Annotated in this window: 14 protein-coding genes; 1 reads left to right on the top strand and 13 read right to left on the bottom strand. The window is 72.9% G+C overall.

What is annotated here, in order from left to right; genetic code table 11:
- Positions 1–9 precede the first annotated feature (9 nt).
- Together ACH4SE_RS22105 and ACH4SE_RS22110 are read right to left on the bottom strand one after the other, a co-directional pair.
- Positions 10–864: an SGNH/GDSL hydrolase family protein gene (locus tag ACH4SE_RS22105; RefSeq protein WP_398545265.1), complete on the bottom strand. Its 855-nt coding sequence runs from the start codon at positions 862–864 to the stop codon at positions 10–12.
- Between the two features lie 180 nt (positions 865–1,044).
- On the bottom strand, positions 1,045–3,273 hold the full coding sequence (locus tag ACH4SE_RS22110; RefSeq protein ID WP_398545126.1) for an alpha-galactosidase: 2,229 nt from the start codon (positions 3,271–3,273) through the stop codon (positions 1,045–1,047).
- Between the two features lie 190 nt (positions 3,274–3,463).
- On the opposite strand from ACH4SE_RS22110, the gene ACH4SE_RS22115 reads away from it, so the two are divergent.
- A complete protein-coding gene (locus tag ACH4SE_RS22115) occupies positions 3,464–4,297 on the top strand; it encodes a tyrosine-protein phosphatase (RefSeq protein WP_398545127.1) in 834 nt (277 codons plus the stop codon).
- 51 nt (positions 4,298–4,348) lie between these two features.
- Here ACH4SE_RS22115 and ACH4SE_RS22120 read toward each other — a convergent pair whose 3' ends face one another.
- From ACH4SE_RS22120 to ACH4SE_RS22170, 11 genes are all read right to left on the bottom strand, one after another.
- The gene (locus tag ACH4SE_RS22120; protein ID WP_398545128.1) at positions 4,349–5,845 is read right to left on the bottom strand and encodes an aspartate aminotransferase family protein; all 1,497 of its coding nucleotides are present in this window, start codon (positions 5,843–5,845) and stop codon (positions 4,349–4,351) included.
- Positions 5,842–7,818 carry a 1-deoxy-D-xylulose-5-phosphate synthase gene (gene dxs / locus ACH4SE_RS22125; protein WP_398545129.1) on the bottom strand — a complete coding sequence of 659 codons (1,977 nt, stop codon included), beginning with the start codon at positions 7,816–7,818 and terminating at the stop codon, positions 5,842–5,844. Before dxs ends, ACH4SE_RS22120 begins: the two co-directional genes overlap by 4 nt.
- 186 nt (positions 7,819–8,004) lie before the next feature.
- Positions 8,005–9,033: an adenosyl-hopene transferase HpnH gene (hpnH, locus tag ACH4SE_RS22130; protein ID WP_398179070.1), complete on the bottom strand. Its 1,029-nt coding sequence runs from the start codon at positions 9,031–9,033 to the stop codon at positions 8,005–8,007.
- Positions 9,034–9,645, bottom strand: a complete 612-nt coding sequence (locus ACH4SE_RS22135; protein WP_398545130.1) for a 1-hydroxy-2-methyl-2-butenyl 4-diphosphate reductase — start codon at positions 9,643–9,645, stop codon at positions 9,034–9,036.
- Positions 9,646–9,648: 3 nt separating this feature from the next.
- Positions 9,649–11,670: a squalene--hopene cyclase gene (gene shc / locus ACH4SE_RS22140; protein WP_398545131.1), complete on the bottom strand. Its 2,022-nt coding sequence runs from the start codon at positions 11,668–11,670 to the stop codon at positions 9,649–9,651.
- 99 nt (positions 11,671–11,769) lie between these two features.
- Positions 11,770–12,840 carry a polyprenyl synthetase family protein gene (locus ACH4SE_RS22145; protein WP_398545132.1) on the bottom strand — a complete coding sequence of 357 codons (1,071 nt, stop codon included), beginning with the start codon at positions 12,838–12,840 and terminating at the stop codon, positions 11,770–11,772.
- Positions 12,837–14,246, bottom strand: coding sequence for a hydroxysqualene dehydroxylase HpnE (gene hpnE / locus ACH4SE_RS22150; protein WP_398545133.1), 1,410 nt, complete (start codon positions 14,244–14,246; stop codon positions 12,837–12,839). The genes ACH4SE_RS22145 and hpnE overlap by 4 nt, the downstream gene beginning before the upstream one ends.
- A gap of 196 nt (positions 14,247–14,442) precedes the next feature.
- Positions 14,443–15,390: a presqualene diphosphate synthase HpnD gene (gene hpnD, locus ACH4SE_RS22155; RefSeq protein WP_398545134.1), complete on the bottom strand. Its 948-nt coding sequence runs from the start codon at positions 15,388–15,390 to the stop codon at positions 14,443–14,445.
- The gene (gene hpnC / locus ACH4SE_RS22160; protein WP_398545135.1) at positions 15,387–16,280 is read right to left on the bottom strand and encodes a squalene synthase HpnC; all 894 of its coding nucleotides are present in this window, start codon (positions 16,278–16,280) and stop codon (positions 15,387–15,389) included. The genes hpnD and hpnC overlap by 4 nt, the downstream gene beginning before the upstream one ends.
- Positions 16,281–16,613: 333 nt before the next feature.
- The gene (locus tag ACH4SE_RS22165; RefSeq protein ID WP_398545136.1) at positions 16,614–17,432 is read right to left on the bottom strand and encodes an ABC transporter ATP-binding protein; all 819 of its coding nucleotides are present in this window, start codon (positions 17,430–17,432) and stop codon (positions 16,614–16,616) included.
- Entirely contained in the window at positions 17,419–18,348 is a 930-nt protein-coding gene (locus ACH4SE_RS22170; RefSeq protein ID WP_398545137.1) for an ABC transporter permease, read from the bottom strand. Before ACH4SE_RS22170 ends, ACH4SE_RS22165 begins: the two co-directional genes overlap by 14 nt.
- Positions 18,349–18,424 lie beyond the last annotated feature (76 nt).

The following is an 18,424-nucleotide window of genomic DNA, read 5'->3' on the forward strand; positions in this document are numbered from 1 at the left end:
GAACGGCCCTCAGCGGGCCGTACGCGTCCCGGTGAGCGGCAGCAGGTCGGGCCGCTTGGGCGTGACGTGGTCGCCCGAGGACTCGCCGCGCAGCCGGCGGCCGATCCACGGCACCAGGTACTCCTTCGCCCACTGGATGTTCTCCCGCCGCACCGCCGACTGCGGGCGGCGGCCTTGCGGCGGCCAGGGCGCGTCCGGGTCCGCGGGCGTGTCGAGGCCCAGCACCTGGGCGGCGCGCAGCGCGACGCGGGTGTGCCCCTCGGGTGACAGGTGCAGCCGGTCCTCGCTCCAGGCCCGGCGGTCCTGCACCGAGCGCAGCGACCACAGGTCGAGCACGGGGCAGCCGTGCCGGTCGGCGATGGCCCGCACATGGGCGGTGTACGTGGCGATCTTGCCCCGCAGATGGCGCAGCACCGGCACCCCGCGGGTGTCGAAGCCGGTGCAGACCAGGACCGTGCCGACCGCGCCCGCCAGATCGGCGACGGCGGCCTCGAACCGCTCGGCGATGGCGTCCGGATCGCTGCCGGGGCGCAGGATGTCGTTGCCGCCGGCGCAGAAGCTCACCAGGTCGGGGCGCAGTTCGACGGCCCGCGGCACCTGCTCGGCGACGATCCGGTCCAGCAGCCGGCCGCGCACCGCGAGGTTGGCGTAGCGGAACCCCCGCCCCGCGTGCCCCGCCGCGGCTCCCCCGTCCGGCCCGTCCAGCTCCTTCAGCCCGTCCGCCGCCACCCGCTCCAGGCCGTCCTCGTAGCGGTCGGCGAGCAGGACGGCCAGCCGGTCCGCCCAGCCGGTGAAGGTGCCGTCCGGGCCGGGGTCGCCGACGCCCTCGGTGAAGCTGTCCCCGACGGCCGCGTACGAGCCGATCGGCCCGGCGCCGGTGCCGCCGCCGCGGCCGGTCCGCCCCTGCCGTCCGGCTCCGTCCTGCCGTTCCTGCCGGTCCTGCCGTCCCTGCGCAACATCAGCCACGCGTGGCATCCTTCTCCTCCGGCTGTGGCCTACGCGACCGTAAGGAGGGGTTGACGGGACGTGATTCATCCCACCCGGTCATATCCGCCGCAGATGGAATACGGCCGCGTCCAGGTCGCCGGACAGCGTGGTGCGCAGGCCGCGCTCGGCCAGGACCGCCCCGCGCTGCACGACGCCGGTGGTCACGTCGCGGTAGCGGGCGCCGCGGTCGAGGCCGCGCAGCCGCAGCGGCGGGACGGGGGTGCCGAAGCCCTGCGCGGGCAGCCAGGCGAGGACGGCGGTCTCGGGGCCGCGCACGTACTGCACGGCGGTCAGGCCGCCGCCGCCCGGCGGACGCAGCCGGTACAGCTGGCCGAACTGCACGACCGGCCGCACCGCCCGGTAGAGGGCGATCCAGCTGGCCGCCTCGGCGCGTTCCTCGGGACCCAGCTCCAGCAGGTCGGCGCCGATACCGAGGGCGCCGGCCATGGCGCTGACGAAGCGGAAGCGCAGCGAGCTGCGGCGGTGGTTGAGGCCGGGGGCGGGGCCGCCGGTGACCAGGGTGGCCATGACGCGCGCGGGGTGCAGCTGGCCGAAACCGTGCTGGATGGGGAGCCGGTCGAGCGGGTCGGTGTTGTCGGAGGTGCCGAGCCGGTCGGTACGGGCGAGGATGCCGAGGTCCACCCGGGTGCCGGAGGCGCAGGACTCGACGGTCAGTCCCGGGTGCTCGGCCCGGACGCGGTCGAGCAGCGCGTAGAGGCCCGCGGTGCGGGCGCCCCAGCCGGCCCCGGGAGCGGAGGCCTCCGCGCCGTCCGCCGCGGCCGGGTGCGCGTCCAGGTCCCACACCAGGTGGTCCACGGGGGCGCTGTGCAGCAGGGCGCCGACCGCGCCGGCGAGGTGGTCGCGGACGTCGGGCCGCGCGAGGTCGAGCAGCAGTCTGCCGCCCGTCCCGGCGCCGCCGTCCGGGGGCCGCACGATCCACTCCGGGCGCGTGCGGACGAGGTCGGCGTCGGGGCTCACGGTCTCCGGGGCGATCCGCACGCCGAAGCGCATGCCGAGCGCGTGCACCTCGTCGGACAGCGGTTTCAGGCCGTCCGGCGCGTCCCCCACGGCCGGTCCGGCGTCGCCGGACGCGGCGCGGTCGCCGAGCCGCGCGCCGGGCGGACCATCGTCGACGACGTACAGCTCGACCCCCATCGCCGCGGCCCGCCGGGCGAGTTCGCCCTGCCCCGGGAAGCCGCGGCGGGAAGTGCCGTACGGGTCGGGGTACGGGTCGTACGGCCCCTCGGCGTCGGCGGCGTCCACGGTGTCGGCGTCCTCCGCCGGGCCCGCGGACGTACCGCCGTCGGCGCCGGCGCCCCGTGGGCCGCGCGCCCCGCCGTAGCAGGCGACCGGGCGCAGCTCCCAGGCGCCGGGCACCACGTGGTCGAGCTGGTGGGCGTGCCATGCGCGGCTGGCCGCGCCGAAGCCGCCGTCGCTCCACAGGGCGGCGAAGACCGGGCTGGTGAAGCTCGCCCCCGGCTCCAGCTCCAGCGGCGCCGCGCCCTCGCCCCCGGCGCCCCCGGTGGCACGGACCTGGCCGTCCGGCAGCCGGGAGACCGTGATCCGCCACGGCCCCGACCAGGCCAGCGCGGCCGTCCACACCTCCCCGTGCTCCTCCCCCGCGTCGCCCGCGTCGAGGGCGAACCACGGCAGGTGGCGCTGCCCGGCGGATCCTGAACCGCCGCCGAGCAGCTGGTCGCCGGCCGGCAGCGGGGCGCGCTCGAGCCGGGACTCGCCGCCCCAGCGGCCGTGCAGCCGGGACATCCGCCAGTCGTCGCGGTGCGGCAGCGTCCAGCAGGCGGCGTCGGCGCGCAGCAGCTCCAGCCGCCCGCCGGGCCCGCCGGCGACGCGGGTCGTGGTGGTCCAGCGCTCCACGACGTCGCTGCCGCGGCGCATCCGGTAGTGCAGGGTGAGGTCGAGGTGGTGGCGGGAGTCGTGGAAGTGCAGCCGCAGCTCCTGCCCGGCGGCCGGGTCCGGCTCGGCGGCGATCTCGTACTCCTCGAAGCACCACTCGGCGCCGCCCGCGTGCCGGGAGCGTACGGCGAGGGCGGCGGGCGGGGCCCCCGCGGCGCACCCGGCGGGGAATTCCGCCCGGGGGCCGGAGGGTGGCCCGAAGGAGCGCTGCCCGCACGGCTGTTCGGCGGCGAGGGCCTCGGCGTCGCCGAGGGCGATACGGCGTCCCCAGTGCAGGTGCAGCAGTTCGTCCCGCTCGGTCAGGTGCAGGGCGTAGCTGCTGTCCGGTCCCGAGAGCAGCCACAGCCGGCCGGAGCCGCCCGTCTCGATCATTCGCACTCCCCCACTTTCCGGCCGCCGCAGGGCCGGATCCGGACATCATCGGCCAGGCCCGGCGGGAGGGGCAATGGTTGCACCGGCGGGAGTCCCCACCGGCCGCGTACCGGGCAGTACGCGGCGGCGGAGCTGCCGTATCGTCGGGAGTGCCCCAGCATGACCCAGCCGCGAGCGACGAGGAGCGCCGGTGACGCAGGAAGTGCGGCAGACCGTTCCGACAGGATCCGAGCCCGAGCCACAGCTGACCGGTGTGCGGAACTTCCGCGACGTCGGGGGCCTGCCGACCGAGGACGGCCGCCGGGTCCGGCGCGGTGTGCTCTTCCGCAGCGGCCACCTGGCGCACGCGACGGCGGAGGACGCCGCGTTCCTGGCGGGCCTGGGCCTGCACACCGTCTTCGACTTCCGCAACCCCGACGACATCGCGCTGGAGGGCCCGGACACCGCCCTGCCGGGCACCCGCAACCTCAACATGCCGCTCAGCGACCCGGCCGAGGGCGCCGACTTCTGGACGACCGTACGCAACGGCGACCTCGCCGCCCTGCGGGCCGTGCTCGGCGAGGGCCGCGGCGCGCAGCGCATGACGCTCGCCTACCGCAAGCTCGTCCTGGAACGCACCGCCGAGCACGGCCGGATGCTGGCGCTGCTGTCCGAGCCGGACGGCCCCGCCGTCCCGGCGCTGCTGCACTGCGCGGCGGGCAAGGACCGCGCGGGCACCTCGATCGCGATCATCCTGCTGGCGCTGGGCGTCGAGCGGTCCGCGATCGAGGCGGACTACCTGGAGAGCAACGCCAGGCACCGCCGCTACAAGGTGGTGCGCGGCGACGGCAGCACGGGCACCGCGATCGCCCCGGAGATCCGGGAACTGCTCGACCCGCTGTTCGAGGCGCGGGTCGACTACCTGCGGGCCGCCTTCGCGACCATCGACGAGCAGTGGGGCTCGGTCGACCGCTACCTCACCAGCGGCCTGGGCCTGACCCCGGCGCGCCGGGACGTGCTGCGCACGCACCTGCTCGACGGCTGACCCGCCGCGCGGCGGGGGGCCGGGCGGCGCACGCGCGCCCGGCCCGTACCGCTAGCGGTTGGCGACCGCCTGCTTGATCAGCGTCTTCCCGAAGTCCCACACCAGGCCGCCGCCCCCGTGGGCGTCGTCCATCACCGCGGTGAAGGCGGTCACGAAGCGGTCGACATCCGCCTCGTCCACCACCAGCGGCGGGATCAGCTTGATGATCTCGACGTGGTCGCCGGAGACCTGGGTGAGGATGTGGTGCCGCTGGAGCAGCGGGACGACGACCATCTGCGCGAAAAGCCCCTTGCGGGCGGTCTGGAGCATCGTCCAGCGGCTGCGCAGCCCGAGCGACTTGGGGCGGCCGAACTCGATCGCGACCATCAGCCCGCGGCCGCGCACCTCCTTGAGCATCTCGTACTTCCCCGTGAGCGCGGCCAGCCGGTCGCGCAGCAGATCACCCATCGCCCGGGAGTTCTCGACCAGCCGCTCGTCCTCGACCACCGAGAGGGTGGCCAGGCCCGCGGTCATCGCCTGGGCGTTGGAGCCGAAGCTCGCGGAGTGCACGAGCACCCTGTCCATCGAGGAGTAGACCTTCTTGAAGATCCAGTCCCTTCCGAGGGTGGCGCCGACCGGGACGTAGCCGCCGGACAGCGTCTTGGCGACGGTGACGAGGTCCGGCTCGACGCCCTCCTCGTGCTCGTACGCCCAGAACCTGCCCGTGCGGCCGATGCCCGTCTGCACCTCGTCGCAGATCAGCAGCGCCTTGTGCTTGCGCAGCAGCTCCTGGGCCGCGCGCAGGTAGCCGGGCTCGGGGATGTAGACGCCGTGGCCCTGGATGGGCTCGACGATGAGCGCGGCGACGTCGCCCCGCTTGAGCTCCCGGGCCAGCGCGTCCAGGTCGCCCATCGGGACGGCGGTGTCGGGCAGCAGCGGGGCGAAGCCGTCCTGGAAGCCCGCCTCGCCGTTGACGGACAGCGAGCCGGTGGTGAGGCCGTGGAAGGAGTGCGTGCAGTACAGGACGCGCGGCTTGCCGGTGGCGTAGCGGGCGAACTTCAGCGCGGTCTCGACGGCCTCGGTGCCGCTGTTGCCGAAGAACACCCGGTCCAGGTGCGGGGTGCGCGAGAGCAGCTTCTCGGCGAGCAGGCCGGGCAGCGGCTGGCAGTCGAAACGGGTCAGGTCGGCGAGCCCGGCGTCCAGGACGTCGTGCAGCGCCTTGCGGACCACCGGGTGGTGCCGGCCCACGCCCATCACGCCGAAGCCGGCGAGCATGTCGAGGTAGTCGTTGCCCTCGGCGTCCCAGAAGTGGGCGCCCTCGGCACGCTCGTAGACCCGGTCGAAGCCGATGGTGTGCAGCATGCGCGGCAGCTGGTGGTTGACGTACTTCGCCTGCAGCTCGTAGCGCTCGGCGCCGCGTTCGGCCAGCAGCGTGGCCAGGTCGAAGCCCTTGGGACGGGTGCCCGAGGCGTCCGGTGCGCCGTTCGGTACGCCGTCCGCCGGCCCGGCGGCGGACGCCGCGTCCCCGGGCTGCGCCGGTTCGGTGTCGGTCGGCTCGGACGATGTCATCGCTCACCTGCTCCTTGCGTGCGTTGCTGCTGCTCCCCGCTGCTCCCGGCAGTATGCGGGGCGGGGATCGTCGGGGTGTTCCCGGGGCCCCGGGCGCGCAGGCGCAGCAGCGCCCCGCCGATGCCGCCGGCGATCTCGGCGGGCGTCAGGCCGAGGTCGGCCAGCAGTTCGCCGCGCTTGGCGTGCGCCAGGAACTGCTGCGGGATGCCGAAGTCGCGTACGGGCACGTCCACGCCCGCGTCGCGCAGCGCCTGCGCGACGGCCGAACCGACGCCGCTGGCCCGCCCGTTGTCCTCGACGACGGCCACCATGCGGTGCCGCGCGGCGAGCGCGGGCAGCGCCGGGTCGACGGGCTTGACCCAGCGCGGGTCGACGACGGTGACGCCGATCCGGCGCCCGGCGAGCAGCTCGGCGGCCGCCGCACCGCAGCCGGCGAGCGCGCCGACCGCGACCAGCAGCACGTCCTCGGCGTGGCCCTCGCCGGGGCGGCGCAGGACGTCCATGCCGCCGACACGCTCCAGGGCGGGCAGCGGCGCGCCCGCGGTCTCCTTGGGGAAGCGGACGACGGTGGGCGCGTCCGCGACGTCGACGGCCTCGCGCAGCTGGGCGCGCAGCTGGTCGGCGTCGCGCGGCGCGGCGATCCGCAGGCCCGGGACGACCTGGAGGATCGACATGTCCCACATGCCGTTGTGCGAGGCGCCGTCGACGCCGGTGACGCCGGCCCGGTCCAGGACGAAGGTGACGCCGCACCTGTGCAGCGCGACGTCCATGAGGACCTGGTCGAAGGCGCGGTTGAGGAAGGTCGCGTAGACCGCGACGACGGGGTGCAGCCCGCCGGTGGCGAGCCCGGCCGCGGAGGTGGCGGCGTGCTGCTCGGCGATGCCGACGTCGAAGACCCGCTCGGGGAAGGCCTCGGCGAACTTGCCCAGCCCCACCGGCTGGAGCATGGCCGCGGTGACGGCGACGACGTCGGGGCGCTCCTTGCCGAGCGCGAGCATCTCGTCGCCGAAGACCGACGTCCAGGACGGCCCGCCGGAGGGCGCGAGCGGGGCGAGGGTCGCGGGGTCCATGGCGCCCACGGCGTGGAAGCGGTCGGCCTCGTCCTGTTCGGCGGCGGGGTAGCCGCGGCCCTTCTCCGTCAGGCAGTGCACGACGACGGGCCCGTGGAAGCGCTTGGCGCGGCGCAGCGCGGACTCCACTTCGGCGACGTCGTGGCCGTCGATCGGGCCCAGGTACTTCAGGCCGAGGTCCTCGAACATGCCCTGCGGCGCGAAGGCGTCCTTGAAGCCCTTCTTGGCGCCGTGCAGCGACTCGTAGAGCTGCTGGCCGATCACCGGCGTCTGCTGGAGGACCTGCTTGCCCCAGGACAGGAAGCGCTCGTAGCCGTCGGTGGTGCGCAGGGTCGTCAGGTGGTTGGCGAGGCCGCCGATGGTCGGCGCGTAGGAGCGCTCGTTGTCGTTGACGACGACGATCAGCGGGCGGTCCTTGGCGGCGGCGATGTTGTTGAGCGCCTCCCAGGCCATGCCGCCGGTCAGCGCCCCGTCGCCGATGACGGCCACGACGTGGTCGTCGCGGCGCAGCAGCTCGTTGGCCTTGGCCAGCCCGTCCGCCCAGCCCAGCACCGTGGACGCGTGGCTGTTCTCGATCACGTCGTGCTCGGACTCGGCCCGCGAGGGGTAGCCGGACAGGCCGCCCTTGGAGCGCAGCTTGGAGAAGTCCTGCCGGCCGGTCAGCAGCTTGTGCACGTAGGACTGGTGCCCGGTGTCCCACAGGACGCGGTCGCGCGGGGAGTCGAAGACCCGGTGCAGGGCGATGGTCAGCTCCACCACGCCCAGGTTGGGGCCGAGGTGGCCACCGGTCCTGGCGACGGCCTGCACCAGGAAGTGGCGGATGTCGGCCGCCAGCTCGTCGAGCCTGCCGTCGGGCAGCGCCTTCAGGTCGTCAGGGCCGGTGATGCTCTCCAGCAACGACACGTCTGCACCTCGTTCCTGCCGGGGTTCCTGCCGGGATATCTGCCGGGATTGCCGGGGTCCCCCGCCGCGCGCAGGCCGGTGGCGGCCGGGTGCGGCGGTTCACCGGCCCGGTCCGGCCGGTGGCGCCCGCGGGCGAGCCACCGGCCGCGTACCCCGGCCGGTGGCTCGTACCCTCTCACCGCTGGATCACTTCGCGCGGTTGGATGCGACCGTCTCCCGGGCGGCGCGGATCGACTCCTTGAGCGAGCCCATGGTCGCGAGGACCGCGGTCGGCTCGTAGCCGCAGTGCGCCATGCAGTTGTCGCAGCGCTCGTCCTTGCCGCGGCCGTACTTGTCCCAGTCGGTCTTCTCGATCAGCTCGCGGTACGTCGGCACGTAGCCGTCCGCCATCAGGTAGCAGGGGCGCTGCCACCCGAAGAGCGAGTAGTTCGGGATCGCCCACGCGGTGCAGGGGAAGTCGGCCTTGCCCTCCAGGAAGTCCAGGAAGAGCGGGCTGTGGTTGAGCCGCCACTTGCGCCGGTTGCCGTGGTCGAAGGCCTTCTTGAACAGCTCGCGCGTCTGCGACACGCCCAGGAAGTGGTCCTGGTCGGGAGCCTTCTCGTAGGCGTAGGCGGGCGACAGCATCATCTCGTCGACCTGGAGGTCGTCGTTGAGGAAGTTCATCACCTCGATGATGGTCTGCGGCGTGTCGGTGTTGAAGAAGGTCGAGTTGGTGGTGACCCGGAAACCGCGGCGCTTGGCCTCCTTGATCGCCTCGACCGCCTCGTCGAAGGTGCCTTCCTTGGCCACCGACTCGTCGTGCCGCTCGCGCATGCCGTCGATGTGGACGGTGAAGGCGAAGTAGGGCGAGGGGGTGAATTTGTCGATCTTCTTACGCAGCAGCAGCGCATTGGTGCAGAGGAACACGTACCTCTTCTTCGCCACCAGCTGGCGCACGATCTCGTCGATCTGCGGGTGCATCAGCGGCTCGCCGCCGGCGATCGACACCATGGGCGCGCCGGACTCCAGCACGGCGCCCACGGCCTGCGCGACCGGCATGCGCTGCTTGAGCACTCCCGCCGGGTGCTGGATCTTGCCGCAGCCCTCGCATTTGAGGTTGCACGCGAAGAGTGGTTCCAGCTCCACGATGAGCGGGAACTTTTCGCGCCGCCGGACCATTTTCTGTTCGAAGAGGTACGACGCGACACGGATGGTCTGACGAAGCGGCATAGCCATCTAGCTCACCTCCGGGGGAGCAGCGGTAGTGCGGTGCCAATCGAGAAAGGCAGGAACAAGATCTCTGAGCACGCGGAATGCGATGATCCCGGTGCGCAGTGTGCCGACGCGCACGAGTTCGTATTCGGGCGTGTCGACGACGACGCGTGCCGCGGCGATGTGCCGCACCCCCTGGGCGAGTGCGGCGCGCCGCATGGCGGCCGATTCCATGTCCACGGCGATGGCACCCTTCGCCGCGAGCGCGGTGCGCTCGGCACCCCGCACGACATGGTCGGACTCGGCCAGCGGACCGATGTGCACGGTGTGGCCCGCGGCCTTGAGCGCGGCGGCGAGCGCCTCGCTCTCGTGCCCCTCGTCGGAGACCACGACGTCGCCCGGCCGCATGCCCGGGGCGAGGCCCGCGCAGAAGCCGGTCGTGAGGACGGCCGCACCGCGCCGCGCGGGGTCGCGCAGCGCGTCGTGTACGGCCGCTTCCGCGGCTGTCGGCCCCATGCCGGTACGCAGCACGGTGACCGGGTGTGCGGCGGCGGCCCGCACCGCGCCCCTGCGCAGCGCGAAACGCTCGATGCGCAGGGCGCACACCACCAGCAGCGGAGGTCGGGAACGGCCCACGCCCTAGGCCCCCTTCCCGGCGCCCGCGGTGGCCGGGGCGGTGTGCGCGGCGGCCCCCAGCGGCTCGCGGCGGACATAGCGTCCCAGCGCGGTGAGCGGGAAGACCATCCGGTAGAGGTGGTAGTTGATGGAGAAGTCCCGCGGGAAACCGGTCCCGGTGAAGTACGGCTCGTCCCACGAGCCGTCCGGCAGCTGGGTCTCGGCCAGCCAGCGCACCCCGCGCTCCACGGCCTCGGTGTCCCGCCGCCCGGCCGCCAGCAGCGCCATCAGCGCCCAGGCGGTCTGCGAGGCGGTGGAGGCGCCCCGGCCGGCCCATTCGAGGTCGGAGTACGAGCGCAGGTCCTCGCCCCAGCCGCCGTCGGCGTTCTGCACCGACTCCAGCCAGTCGACGGCCCGGCGGATCGCCGGGTGGTCGGGGCTCAGGCCGGCCGCGGCGAGCGCCGGGACGGCCGAACCGGTGCCGTAGATGTAGTTGACCCCCCAGCGGCCGAACCAGGCGCCGTTGTCCTCCTGCTCGGCGAGCAGCCACTCGATGCCGGTACGGGCGTGCCGGTCGTGCTGGATGCCGAGCGCGGCCATCATCTCGACCACGTGCGCGGTGACGTCGGCGGACGGCGGGTCGATGACCTCGCCGAAGTCGCAGAAGGGCAGCCGGTTGGGGAAAGGGCTGGTGTTGTCGGCGTCGAAGGCGCCCCAGGCGCCGTTGCGGGACTGCATGCCGACCGTCCAGCGCACCGCCCGGTCCACGGCGGTGTCGATGCGCGCCCGGTCCGGATGGGCGACCCGGCGCAGCGCGAGCACCACCTCGGCGGTGTCGTCGATGTCCGGGTAGTTGTCGTTGTGGAACTCGAAGGCCCAGCCGCCCGGGGGAAGCTCCGGACGCTGGACGGACCAGTCGCCGGGACGGGTGATCTGCTCGTCCAGCAGCCAGTCGGCGGACTTGACGAGCGCCGGATGGTCGGCGGGCAGACCGGCGTCCGCGAGGGCGATGGTGGCGAGACAGGTGTCCCACACCGGGGACTGGCAGGCCTCGATCATCCGCACGCCCTCCTGGGGCCACACGGCGAAACGATCCAGCGACTCGAGTCCGGCCTTGAGCACCGGGTGGTCGAGCTCGTAGCCGAGCAGGTGCAGCGCGATGACCGAGTAGACGGCCGGCGGCTGGATGCCGCCCCAGCAGCCGTCGGCCTCCTGACGCTCGATGATCCAGCGGGCGCAGGCGTTCATGGCGCTGCGCCGCAGCGGGCGCGGGCTGAAGCGGCGGTAGGCGTGCAGCACCTGGTCGAGACGCTGGAAGACGCCGTCCCAGCTGGCGATCGAGGCACGGCGCTGCTTGGGGTTGGGCCGTTCCGGGTCCAGGTGCAGCTCGTCGATGCCGAACGGCGCCGGGCGCACGGGCCGCAGCGCGCCCACGACGGTGAGCGGCACGATGGTCTGCCGGGCCCAGCAGCCGAACGAGTAGATGTTCAGCGGCATCCACTTGGGCAGGTAGATGACCTCCGGCGGCATCTCCGGCAGGTCCTCCCAGTCCCACCAGCCGAAGAGGGCGAGCCAGATCCGGGTGAAGACCCGGCTGGCGGCCACCCCGCCCTCGCCGCGGGACCACTTGGCGGCCTGGGACATGTGCGCCTCGTCCGGCGAGTCGCCGGCGAGCCGCAGCGCGACGTAGGCCTCGACGGTCGCCGACAGGTCGCCCGGACCGCCGTGGAAGGTGGGCCAGGAGCCGTCCTCACGCTGCTGGGAGCGGATCCAGCGGGCGGAGGCCGCGGTCGTGCGCGCGTCCAGGATGCCGAGGAACTGCCGCAGCAGCAGGTCCTCGGCATCCATGGTCACGTTGGTCTCGAGGTCGCCTTTCCACCATCCGTCAGGGTGCTGCCGTGCCAGAAGGTGGTCGGCGGCGCGCTGCACGGCACGCTGCGCCGCCGCCTCGGTGTCGCCGGCTGGAAGAGACTCCGGGTCCGAGGTGCTGGCCGAAGGTGTCCGGTGGGTTGGCGAACCTGGACTGCCATCGGTCGTCGCTGTCATGGCTTCCCCTTTGCAGTTGAGACTTCTGCGGTGTTGGGGCGGCCGTCGGCCGTCACATGCGAGGGACCGGCGACGTCAGCGCTCCACGTTGGTGCTTCTTTACTTCTCGCGGACCACCACAAAATCCGCAAGACCCACGAGTTTACGTTTGATTCCTTCCGGCATGTCCATTTTGTCCAGTGCGGCGATGGCAGTCGCATACTGCCGCCTGGCCTCTTCCGAGGTCCATTCGCGCCCACCGGCCTCTTCGATCAACGCCGCACGCAGGGCGAACTCTTCCTCGCTGAAGGCACCGGTTTCAGGATTCTTCGCATCCGCCGCGAGCAGTTCACCCAGCCGCTCGGACGCCGGGCCGCCGGCGGCCAGCGCGGCGACCACCGGGAGCGACTTCTTGCGCTGCCGCAGATCGCTCCAGGTCTGCTTTCCGGTGCTCGCCGGATCGCCCCAGATGCCCAGCAGGTCGTCGATCGCCTGGAAGGCCAGTCCCAGGTGGTAGCCGTACTCCTCCAGCGCGTCCGCGTCCGCCTCGGAGGCGCCGCCGAGCACCGCTCCGATGGAGGAGGCGCAGGCCAGCAGCGCGCCGGTCTTCTTGCCCTCCATGTCCAGGCACTCCTGGACGCTGACACGCTCGCGGTGCTCGAAGGAGATGTCCTCGGCCTGACCGTCGATCAGCCGGCGGGTGGCGGTGGTCAGCCGGCGCGTCGCGCGGCCGGCCTCCGCGGTGCCCTGCTCCAGCAGGATCTCGTTGGCGAGCGCGAAGAGCGCGTCGCCGACCAGGATCGCCTGGGCCGGGCCGTGCACCTTCCAGACCGTGTCGCGGTGCCGGCGCTGCTCGTCACCGTCCATCAGGTCGTCGTGCAGCAGAGAGAAGTTGTGCACCAGCTCCGTCGCGACCGCACCGGGGATGCCCACCTCGGCGGGCGCGCCCGCGGCCTGCGCCGACAGCAGGGCGAGCGCGGGGCGGACGGCCTTGCCGCCGTCACCGTCCGCGGGCTGCCCGGTCTGGTCGATCCAGCCGAAGTGGTAGGACGCGACGGTGTCCATCGGGGGTGCGAGGCGTGCGACTGCCGCGCGGAGCACTGGTGTGGTCAGGGTGCGGCCGTCTTCCAGTAGCGCGATGACGCCGGCAGCGGTCACGATTTCTCCTCGGGTTGCACCAATAGCACTCATGCCGCCTCCAGGACGCCGTTGTCAACGGGCAGGCCGAGGGCGGACAACGCTTCTGCGGAGGCGTGCAGCCCGCTGCGCACCGCGCCCTCCATGGTCGCGGGCCAGCCCGTCGCGGTCCACGCCCCGGCCAGGTAGAGGCCCGGGGCGCGGGTGACGGGGCCGGGCCGCAGCGCGCCCACCCCGGGGGCGGGCGCGAAGGTGGCGGTGCGCTCGCGGGTCACGAAGACCTCGCGCACCGCGGCACCGCGGGCGTCGGGCAGGACGCGTTCGAGTTCGGGCAGGTAGCGGTCGCGCAGGGCGGCCACCGGCAGGTCGATCTCGTCCTCGACGGCCGACTGGGACACGGCCACGTACTGGCCGCCGCCGGTGAGGCCCGAGCTCTCCGTGCGGTCGAAGACCCACTGGACGGGGCTGCCGAGAGCCGCGACGAACGGCTCGTGGAGCACCTTCCTGTCGTAGATCACATGGACATTCAGGATGGGCGCGGTACCGATCTGCAACAGCTTTTCCGGATGCTGGACGGCACCTTCGGGCAGCAGGCCGTGCGCCTCGCGCTGAGGCACCGCCAGGACCACCGTGTCGGCCGCGAGTTCGGCGGCACGCCCCGGGCCCGTCTCCAGCTCCACCTGCCAGCCGCCGGCGGCCGCGGGGCGCAGGGCGGTGGCGCGGGTGCGCAGCATCGTGACGACGCCGGCCTTGTCCAGCGCGGTGCGTCCGCGGCCGTCGTGCAGGTCGCCGAGCGGGGCCTTGGCCCAGCCGATGTCGGACGCGCCGGGGTCGGTCAGCAGGCCGGTCTTGAACACCATCGCGGCCAGCGCCAGCGAGGAGCGCGCGGCCGTCGCGTTGAGCGTGGCGACGCCGACCAGGTCCCACAGCGCCTCGACCGTCCGGGCGGACTGGCCGCGGGCGGCGAGCCAGCTGCCGAAGTCGACGTCGTCCAGCGCCGGGTCGGCCAGGTCCAGGCCCCGCAGCGCCAGCGCGGCGCGGCCGACCGAGGCGCGTTCGCGCAGCGACAGGTGCGGGTAGCGGGCCAGGCTCGCCGCCAGGTGCAGCGGCACCGGCAGGCCGGCCCGGCTCAGCCGCCCGGTGCGGCCGTTCGCGGCGTCGTACACGGGGACGTCGAGGCGGTCCTGGAGGTGCACCAGGTCGCGGGCGTCGATCCGGTCCAGGAACCACTGGTAGGCGGTGCAGCAGCGCAGGAAGACGTGCTGCCCGTTGTCCACCGTCAGGTCGCCGCGCCTGAAGGAGAAGGCGAGGCCGCCCAGCCGGGGCCGGGCCTCGGCGAGGGTGACGGACACCCCGGCGTCGGCCAGCCGCAGGGCCGCGGTGACGCCCGCGAGGCCGCCGCCGACGACGACGGCCGTACGGCCGGGCGCCTGCCCGGCCGTGCCGTGTGGCGCGGTCATTCACCCTCCCCTCGTGCCCGGTGCCCGGCCCGGTCTCTGACCTGGACTTCCGCCGTGTGCCGCGGGCTGCGGCACACCGTCGCGGGTGGGGACGCGAAGGAGCGGTGGGAGGTTGCCTGGCGCCGCGCCGGCGCCGGGTGGTGACGATCCGTCTGCTGTGCCGCGTGCCGTGGACCCGCGCATCCGCGGGTGGGCCTCATCTGCCACCCCGCGGGGCACGGGAGGCGACCAGGCGCGCGTCGAGGCCGGCGAGGCCGCGGACGGCGACGTAGGCCTTCTCCCGGCCGGGCAGCGACACCCGGCCGCGCAGCACGGCGTCGGGGTCGGCCGCGATCCGCTCCAGCAGCCGGCGGTAGATGCCCGCCATGGCCGACACGCAGGCGCCGCTGCGCCGGTCGAGCATGGGCAGCAGCCGGTAGCCGGTGGCGAAGAGCGCGCGGGCCCGGCGCACCTCGAATTCCACCAGGCCGGCGAAATCCGATCCGGGCGGGGCGACGTCGCTGTGAAAACCTGCGGCGCAGCCGAATTTCGCCAGATCCTGGGCAGGAAGATAGGTGCGTCCGTTGCCGGCGTCCTCTCGGACGTCGCGCAGGATGTTGGTGAGTTGCAGAGCGAGGCCGAGCGTGTCGGCGTATTCGGCGGCACGTACGTGATCGTGCCCATTTACGGTGCCGAACACGCCCAGCGACAGCCGTCCGATGGCACCTGCCACACAGCGGCAGTAGACGGCCAGATCGTCCCAGGTCTCGTAGGACTCGCCCCGGACATCCATCAGAACGCCGTCGATGAGTTCGTCCAGGCCTTCGAGCGGAATGGGGAACACCCGCGCCGCGTCGGCGAGGGCGACCGCCACCGGATCGGTGTCGTCCTCCCGGACCTCACCGCCGCGCACCCGGGTGAGCAGTGCGCGGGTGGACTCCAGGCGTTCGATTTTCTCGGCCGGTGCGAGATCGCCGTCACCGATGTCGTCGACCCTCCGCGAGAAGGCGTAGAGGGCCGACATGGCCTGCCGCTTTGCGGCGGGCAGCAGCCGGATCCCATAGGCGAAGTTGCGGGCCTCGTGGCCGGTCACGGCCTCACAGTACCTGTATGCAGCAAGTACCGGACCGGACGTGTGGGCGGAACCGCTCACGGTCCTGCTCACCCCTCTCTTCGCAATGTCGACCCCACTTCGCGCAGCAGGCCGCTCTTGGTGGCTTTGGGCGAACCCGCAAGCACGTCGTATCCGGCCAGCTCGACCGATTTCAGCGCCGCGCGCCCGCCGCCTACGAATCCCGCGAGCAACAGCCGAAGCCTGCCACGGACGCTACCCACCAGGGGAGCACCTTCATACAACAGCTCGCGGGCGCGTTCGGCCTCGAACGCGACCAGTTGCCTCACCTGCGGACCGGCCTGCGGTTGTGCGAGGTCGGCCTCGTCCACCGCGTAGCGTTTCATGTCCTCCGCAGGCAGATACACCCGGTCCCGGGCGAGATCCTCCGCGACGTCCTGGATATGCTCGACGATTTGCAGTGCGGTGCACACCGCGTCGGAGCGCCGCACCCTTTCCGGCGTCGAGGTGCCGGTGATGGACAGCACGAGGCGGCCCACCGGATTGGCGGACAGCTCGCAGTACGCGAGCAGGTCGGCGTACGTCGCGTAGCGGGTGACGAGCTGGTCCTGGCGGTTGGCCGCGATCAGGCCGAGGAAGGGCTCGGGCGTCAGCGCGTGCTTGCGCACCGTCGGCCGCAGGGCCCGCAGCAGCGGGTGCGACGGCTCGGCCGCACCGGTGAAGACGCGCCGCAGGTCGGCCTCGAAGGCGTCCAGCATCGCGGTCCGGTCGCCGGCCGCCTCCGGCTCCAGGCCCAGCAGCACGGCGTCGGGGCGGCCGCCGTCGGCGAGGTCGCCGTCGCCGATGTCGTCCACCAGGCGGGCGAAGCCGTAGACCGCCATGAGGTCCTCGCGCCAGGCGCGGGGCAGGAAGACCGGGGCCACGGGGAAGTTCTCGCGCGCAGCCTTGTCCAGAACGGCCCGGGACGTGTCGGCCGCGGTCATCGCGGGCTGCCCGGCAGACAGGCGGGACAGGTGCCCCGGAGCAGGATGGTCCCATTCGTCATGGCCGCCACATCCCCCGTTCTACACCGCCCGGACGAATCTTCCCATTTCGGACACGCCGCCGCGCCGGGCGTCCGGCACCCGGTTTCGATCTTGAAAGGGCTCCCCAGCACCGGTACAGCTTACGTCGGGCAACCCTCAGGCGTACGCCGGGGGCGCCCCGGGCGGTACGGGGCCGCGGCGCACGACGGACGCCGTCACGGCACGCGCCCCCCGCCGGAAGCTCCGGCGGGGGGCGGAAGCGGCGGCGGCCCGTCCCCGGGCCCGCGGCGGCTACTTGCCGGTGTGCGCCTCGTAGGCCTCCAGGACCTCCTCGGTCGGGCCGTCCATCAGCAGCTCGCCCTTCTCCAGCCACACCACGCGGTCGCAGGTGTCGCGGATGGCGCCGTTGCTGTGGCTGACCAGGAAGACCGTGCCGGCCTCCTTGCGGAGCTCCCGGATACGGGCCTCGGACCGCTTCTGGAACTGCCGGTCACCGGTGGCCAGCGCCTCGTCGATGAGCAGCACGTCGTGGTTCTTGGCCGCGGCGATCGAGAAGCGCAGCCGGGCCCCCATGCCGGAGGAGTACGTGCGCATCGGCAGCGAGATGAAGTCGCCCTTGTCGTTGATCCCGGAGAAGTCGACGATCTGGCGGTAGCGCGAGCGGATCTCCTCCGGTGTCATGCCCATCGCCAGGCCGCCGAGGATGACGTTCTTCTCACCGGTCAGATCGCCCATGAGCGCGGCGTTGACGCCGAGCAGCGACGGCTGGCCGTCGGTGTAGATCTTGCCGCTCTCCGGCGGCAGCAGGCCGGCGATGGAGCGCAGCAGGGTCGACTTGCCCGAGCCGTTGGAGCCGATGATGCCGATCGCCTCGCCGCGGTAGGCGGTGAAGCTCACTCCCTTGACCGCGTGCACCCGGCGGACGTTCGGGTTGCCGCCGCGGCGCAGCACCAGCCGGGCGAGCGCGGTTGCCGCGTTGCCCTTGCCCGTGCCGGCGCCGTACACCTTGTAGACGATGTGGACGTCGTCCACGATCACGGTGGGCACGCGCGGGCCGGCCGCCGCCGGCTGCGGACGGGACGCGACGGGCTGCGGTTCAGCCACGGCCATACTGCTCCTCCGCCTTCCAGAAGTAGATGTAGCCGCCGACACCGGCCAGGATCGCCCACCCCAGGGCGCTCGCCCACACGTGCGGCGGGAGCTGCGCGGAGGTGAAGCTGTCGATCAGGGCGAACCGCGCGAGGTCGATGTAGACCGCGACGGGGTTGATGTCGAGCAGGACCTTGATGTAGTGCGGGGAGTGCGCGGTCAGGTTGTCGATGCTGTACATGACACCCGAGGTGTACATCCAGGTGCGCAGGATGAACGGCATCAGCTGGGCCAGGTCGGTCATCTTACTGCCGAGCCGGGCCATGACCATCGCCAGGCCGGTGTTGAAGATCCACTGGGTGAGCAGCGCGGGGATCAGGATCAGCCAGGACGCGTCCGGTGTCTCACCGGTCATGAGGACGATGGCGATCAGCACGAACATCGACATCATCAGCTGCTGGAGCTGCATCAGCGTGAACGCGATCGGCATGGACGCGCGCGGGAAGTGCAGCGCCCGGATCAGGCCGATGTTGCCCGCCACCGACCGCACGCCGGACATCACGGACGTCTGCGTGAAGGTGTAGATGAAGATGCCGGTGACCAGGAAGGCGATGAAGTTGTCGACGCCCTTCCGGGTGCCGATCAGCACGCCGAAGATCAGGTAGTAGACCGCCGCGTTCAGCAGCGGGGTCATGACCTGCCAGAGCTGGCCGAGGCGGGCCTGCGTGTACTGCGCGGCCGTGCGGGCCTTGGCGAACTCGTTGATGAAATGTCGGCGGCCCCACAGCTGCCGGGTGTACTCCGCCAGCCCCGGACGGGCACCGCTGACGGTCAGCCCGTACTTTGCGGCGAGCTGGGAGGGACTGAGGCCGTCATCGGCCGTGGGCGCCGGTGGCGCTCCGACGGCGACCGCACCATTGTGCGTTGTCTCGCTCACAGTTGACACTTTCGTCCTCAATGTGCGCGCCGGGTGCAGGGGGTCCCGGGCTGCGCCTGATGCTCTCAGGTCCGAG

The organism is Streptomyces sp. NPDC020983, from assembly GCF_044333485.1.
Lineage (GTDB): Bacteria > Actinomycetota > Actinomycetes > Streptomycetales > Streptomycetaceae > Actinacidiphila.

Bases quoted from the DNA above. Each gene is read 5' to 3' on its own strand.
- hpnH (WP_398179070.1), bottom strand. From the start codon at position 9,033: ATGGCTATGCCGCTTCGTCAGACCATCCGTGTCGCGTCGTACCTCTTC.
- ACH4SE_RS22120 (WP_398545128.1), bottom strand. From the start codon at position 5,845: ATGACATCGTCCGAGCCGACCGACACCGAACCGGCGCAGCCCGGGGAC.
- ACH4SE_RS22145 (WP_398545132.1), bottom strand. From the start codon at position 12,840: ATGAGTGCTATTGGTGCAACCCGAGGAGAAATCGTGACCGCTGCCGGC.
- ACH4SE_RS22165 (WP_398545136.1), bottom strand. From the start codon at position 17,432: ATGGCCGTGGCTGAACCGCAGCCCGTCGCGTCCCGTCCGCAGCCGGCG.
- hpnC (WP_398545135.1), bottom strand. From the start codon at position 16,280: ATGACCGCGGCCGACACGTCCCGGGCCGTTCTGGACAAGGCTGCGCGC.
- ACH4SE_RS22110 (WP_398545126.1), bottom strand. From the start codon at position 3,273: ATGATCGAGACGGGCGGCTCCGGCCGGCTGTGGCTGCTCTCGGGACCG.
- hpnE (WP_398545133.1), bottom strand. From the start codon at position 14,246: ATGACCGCGCCACACGGCACGGCCGGGCAGGCGCCCGGCCGTACGGCC.
- shc (WP_398545131.1), bottom strand. From the start codon at position 11,670: ATGACAGCGACGACCGATGGCAGTCCAGGTTCGCCAACCCACCGGACA.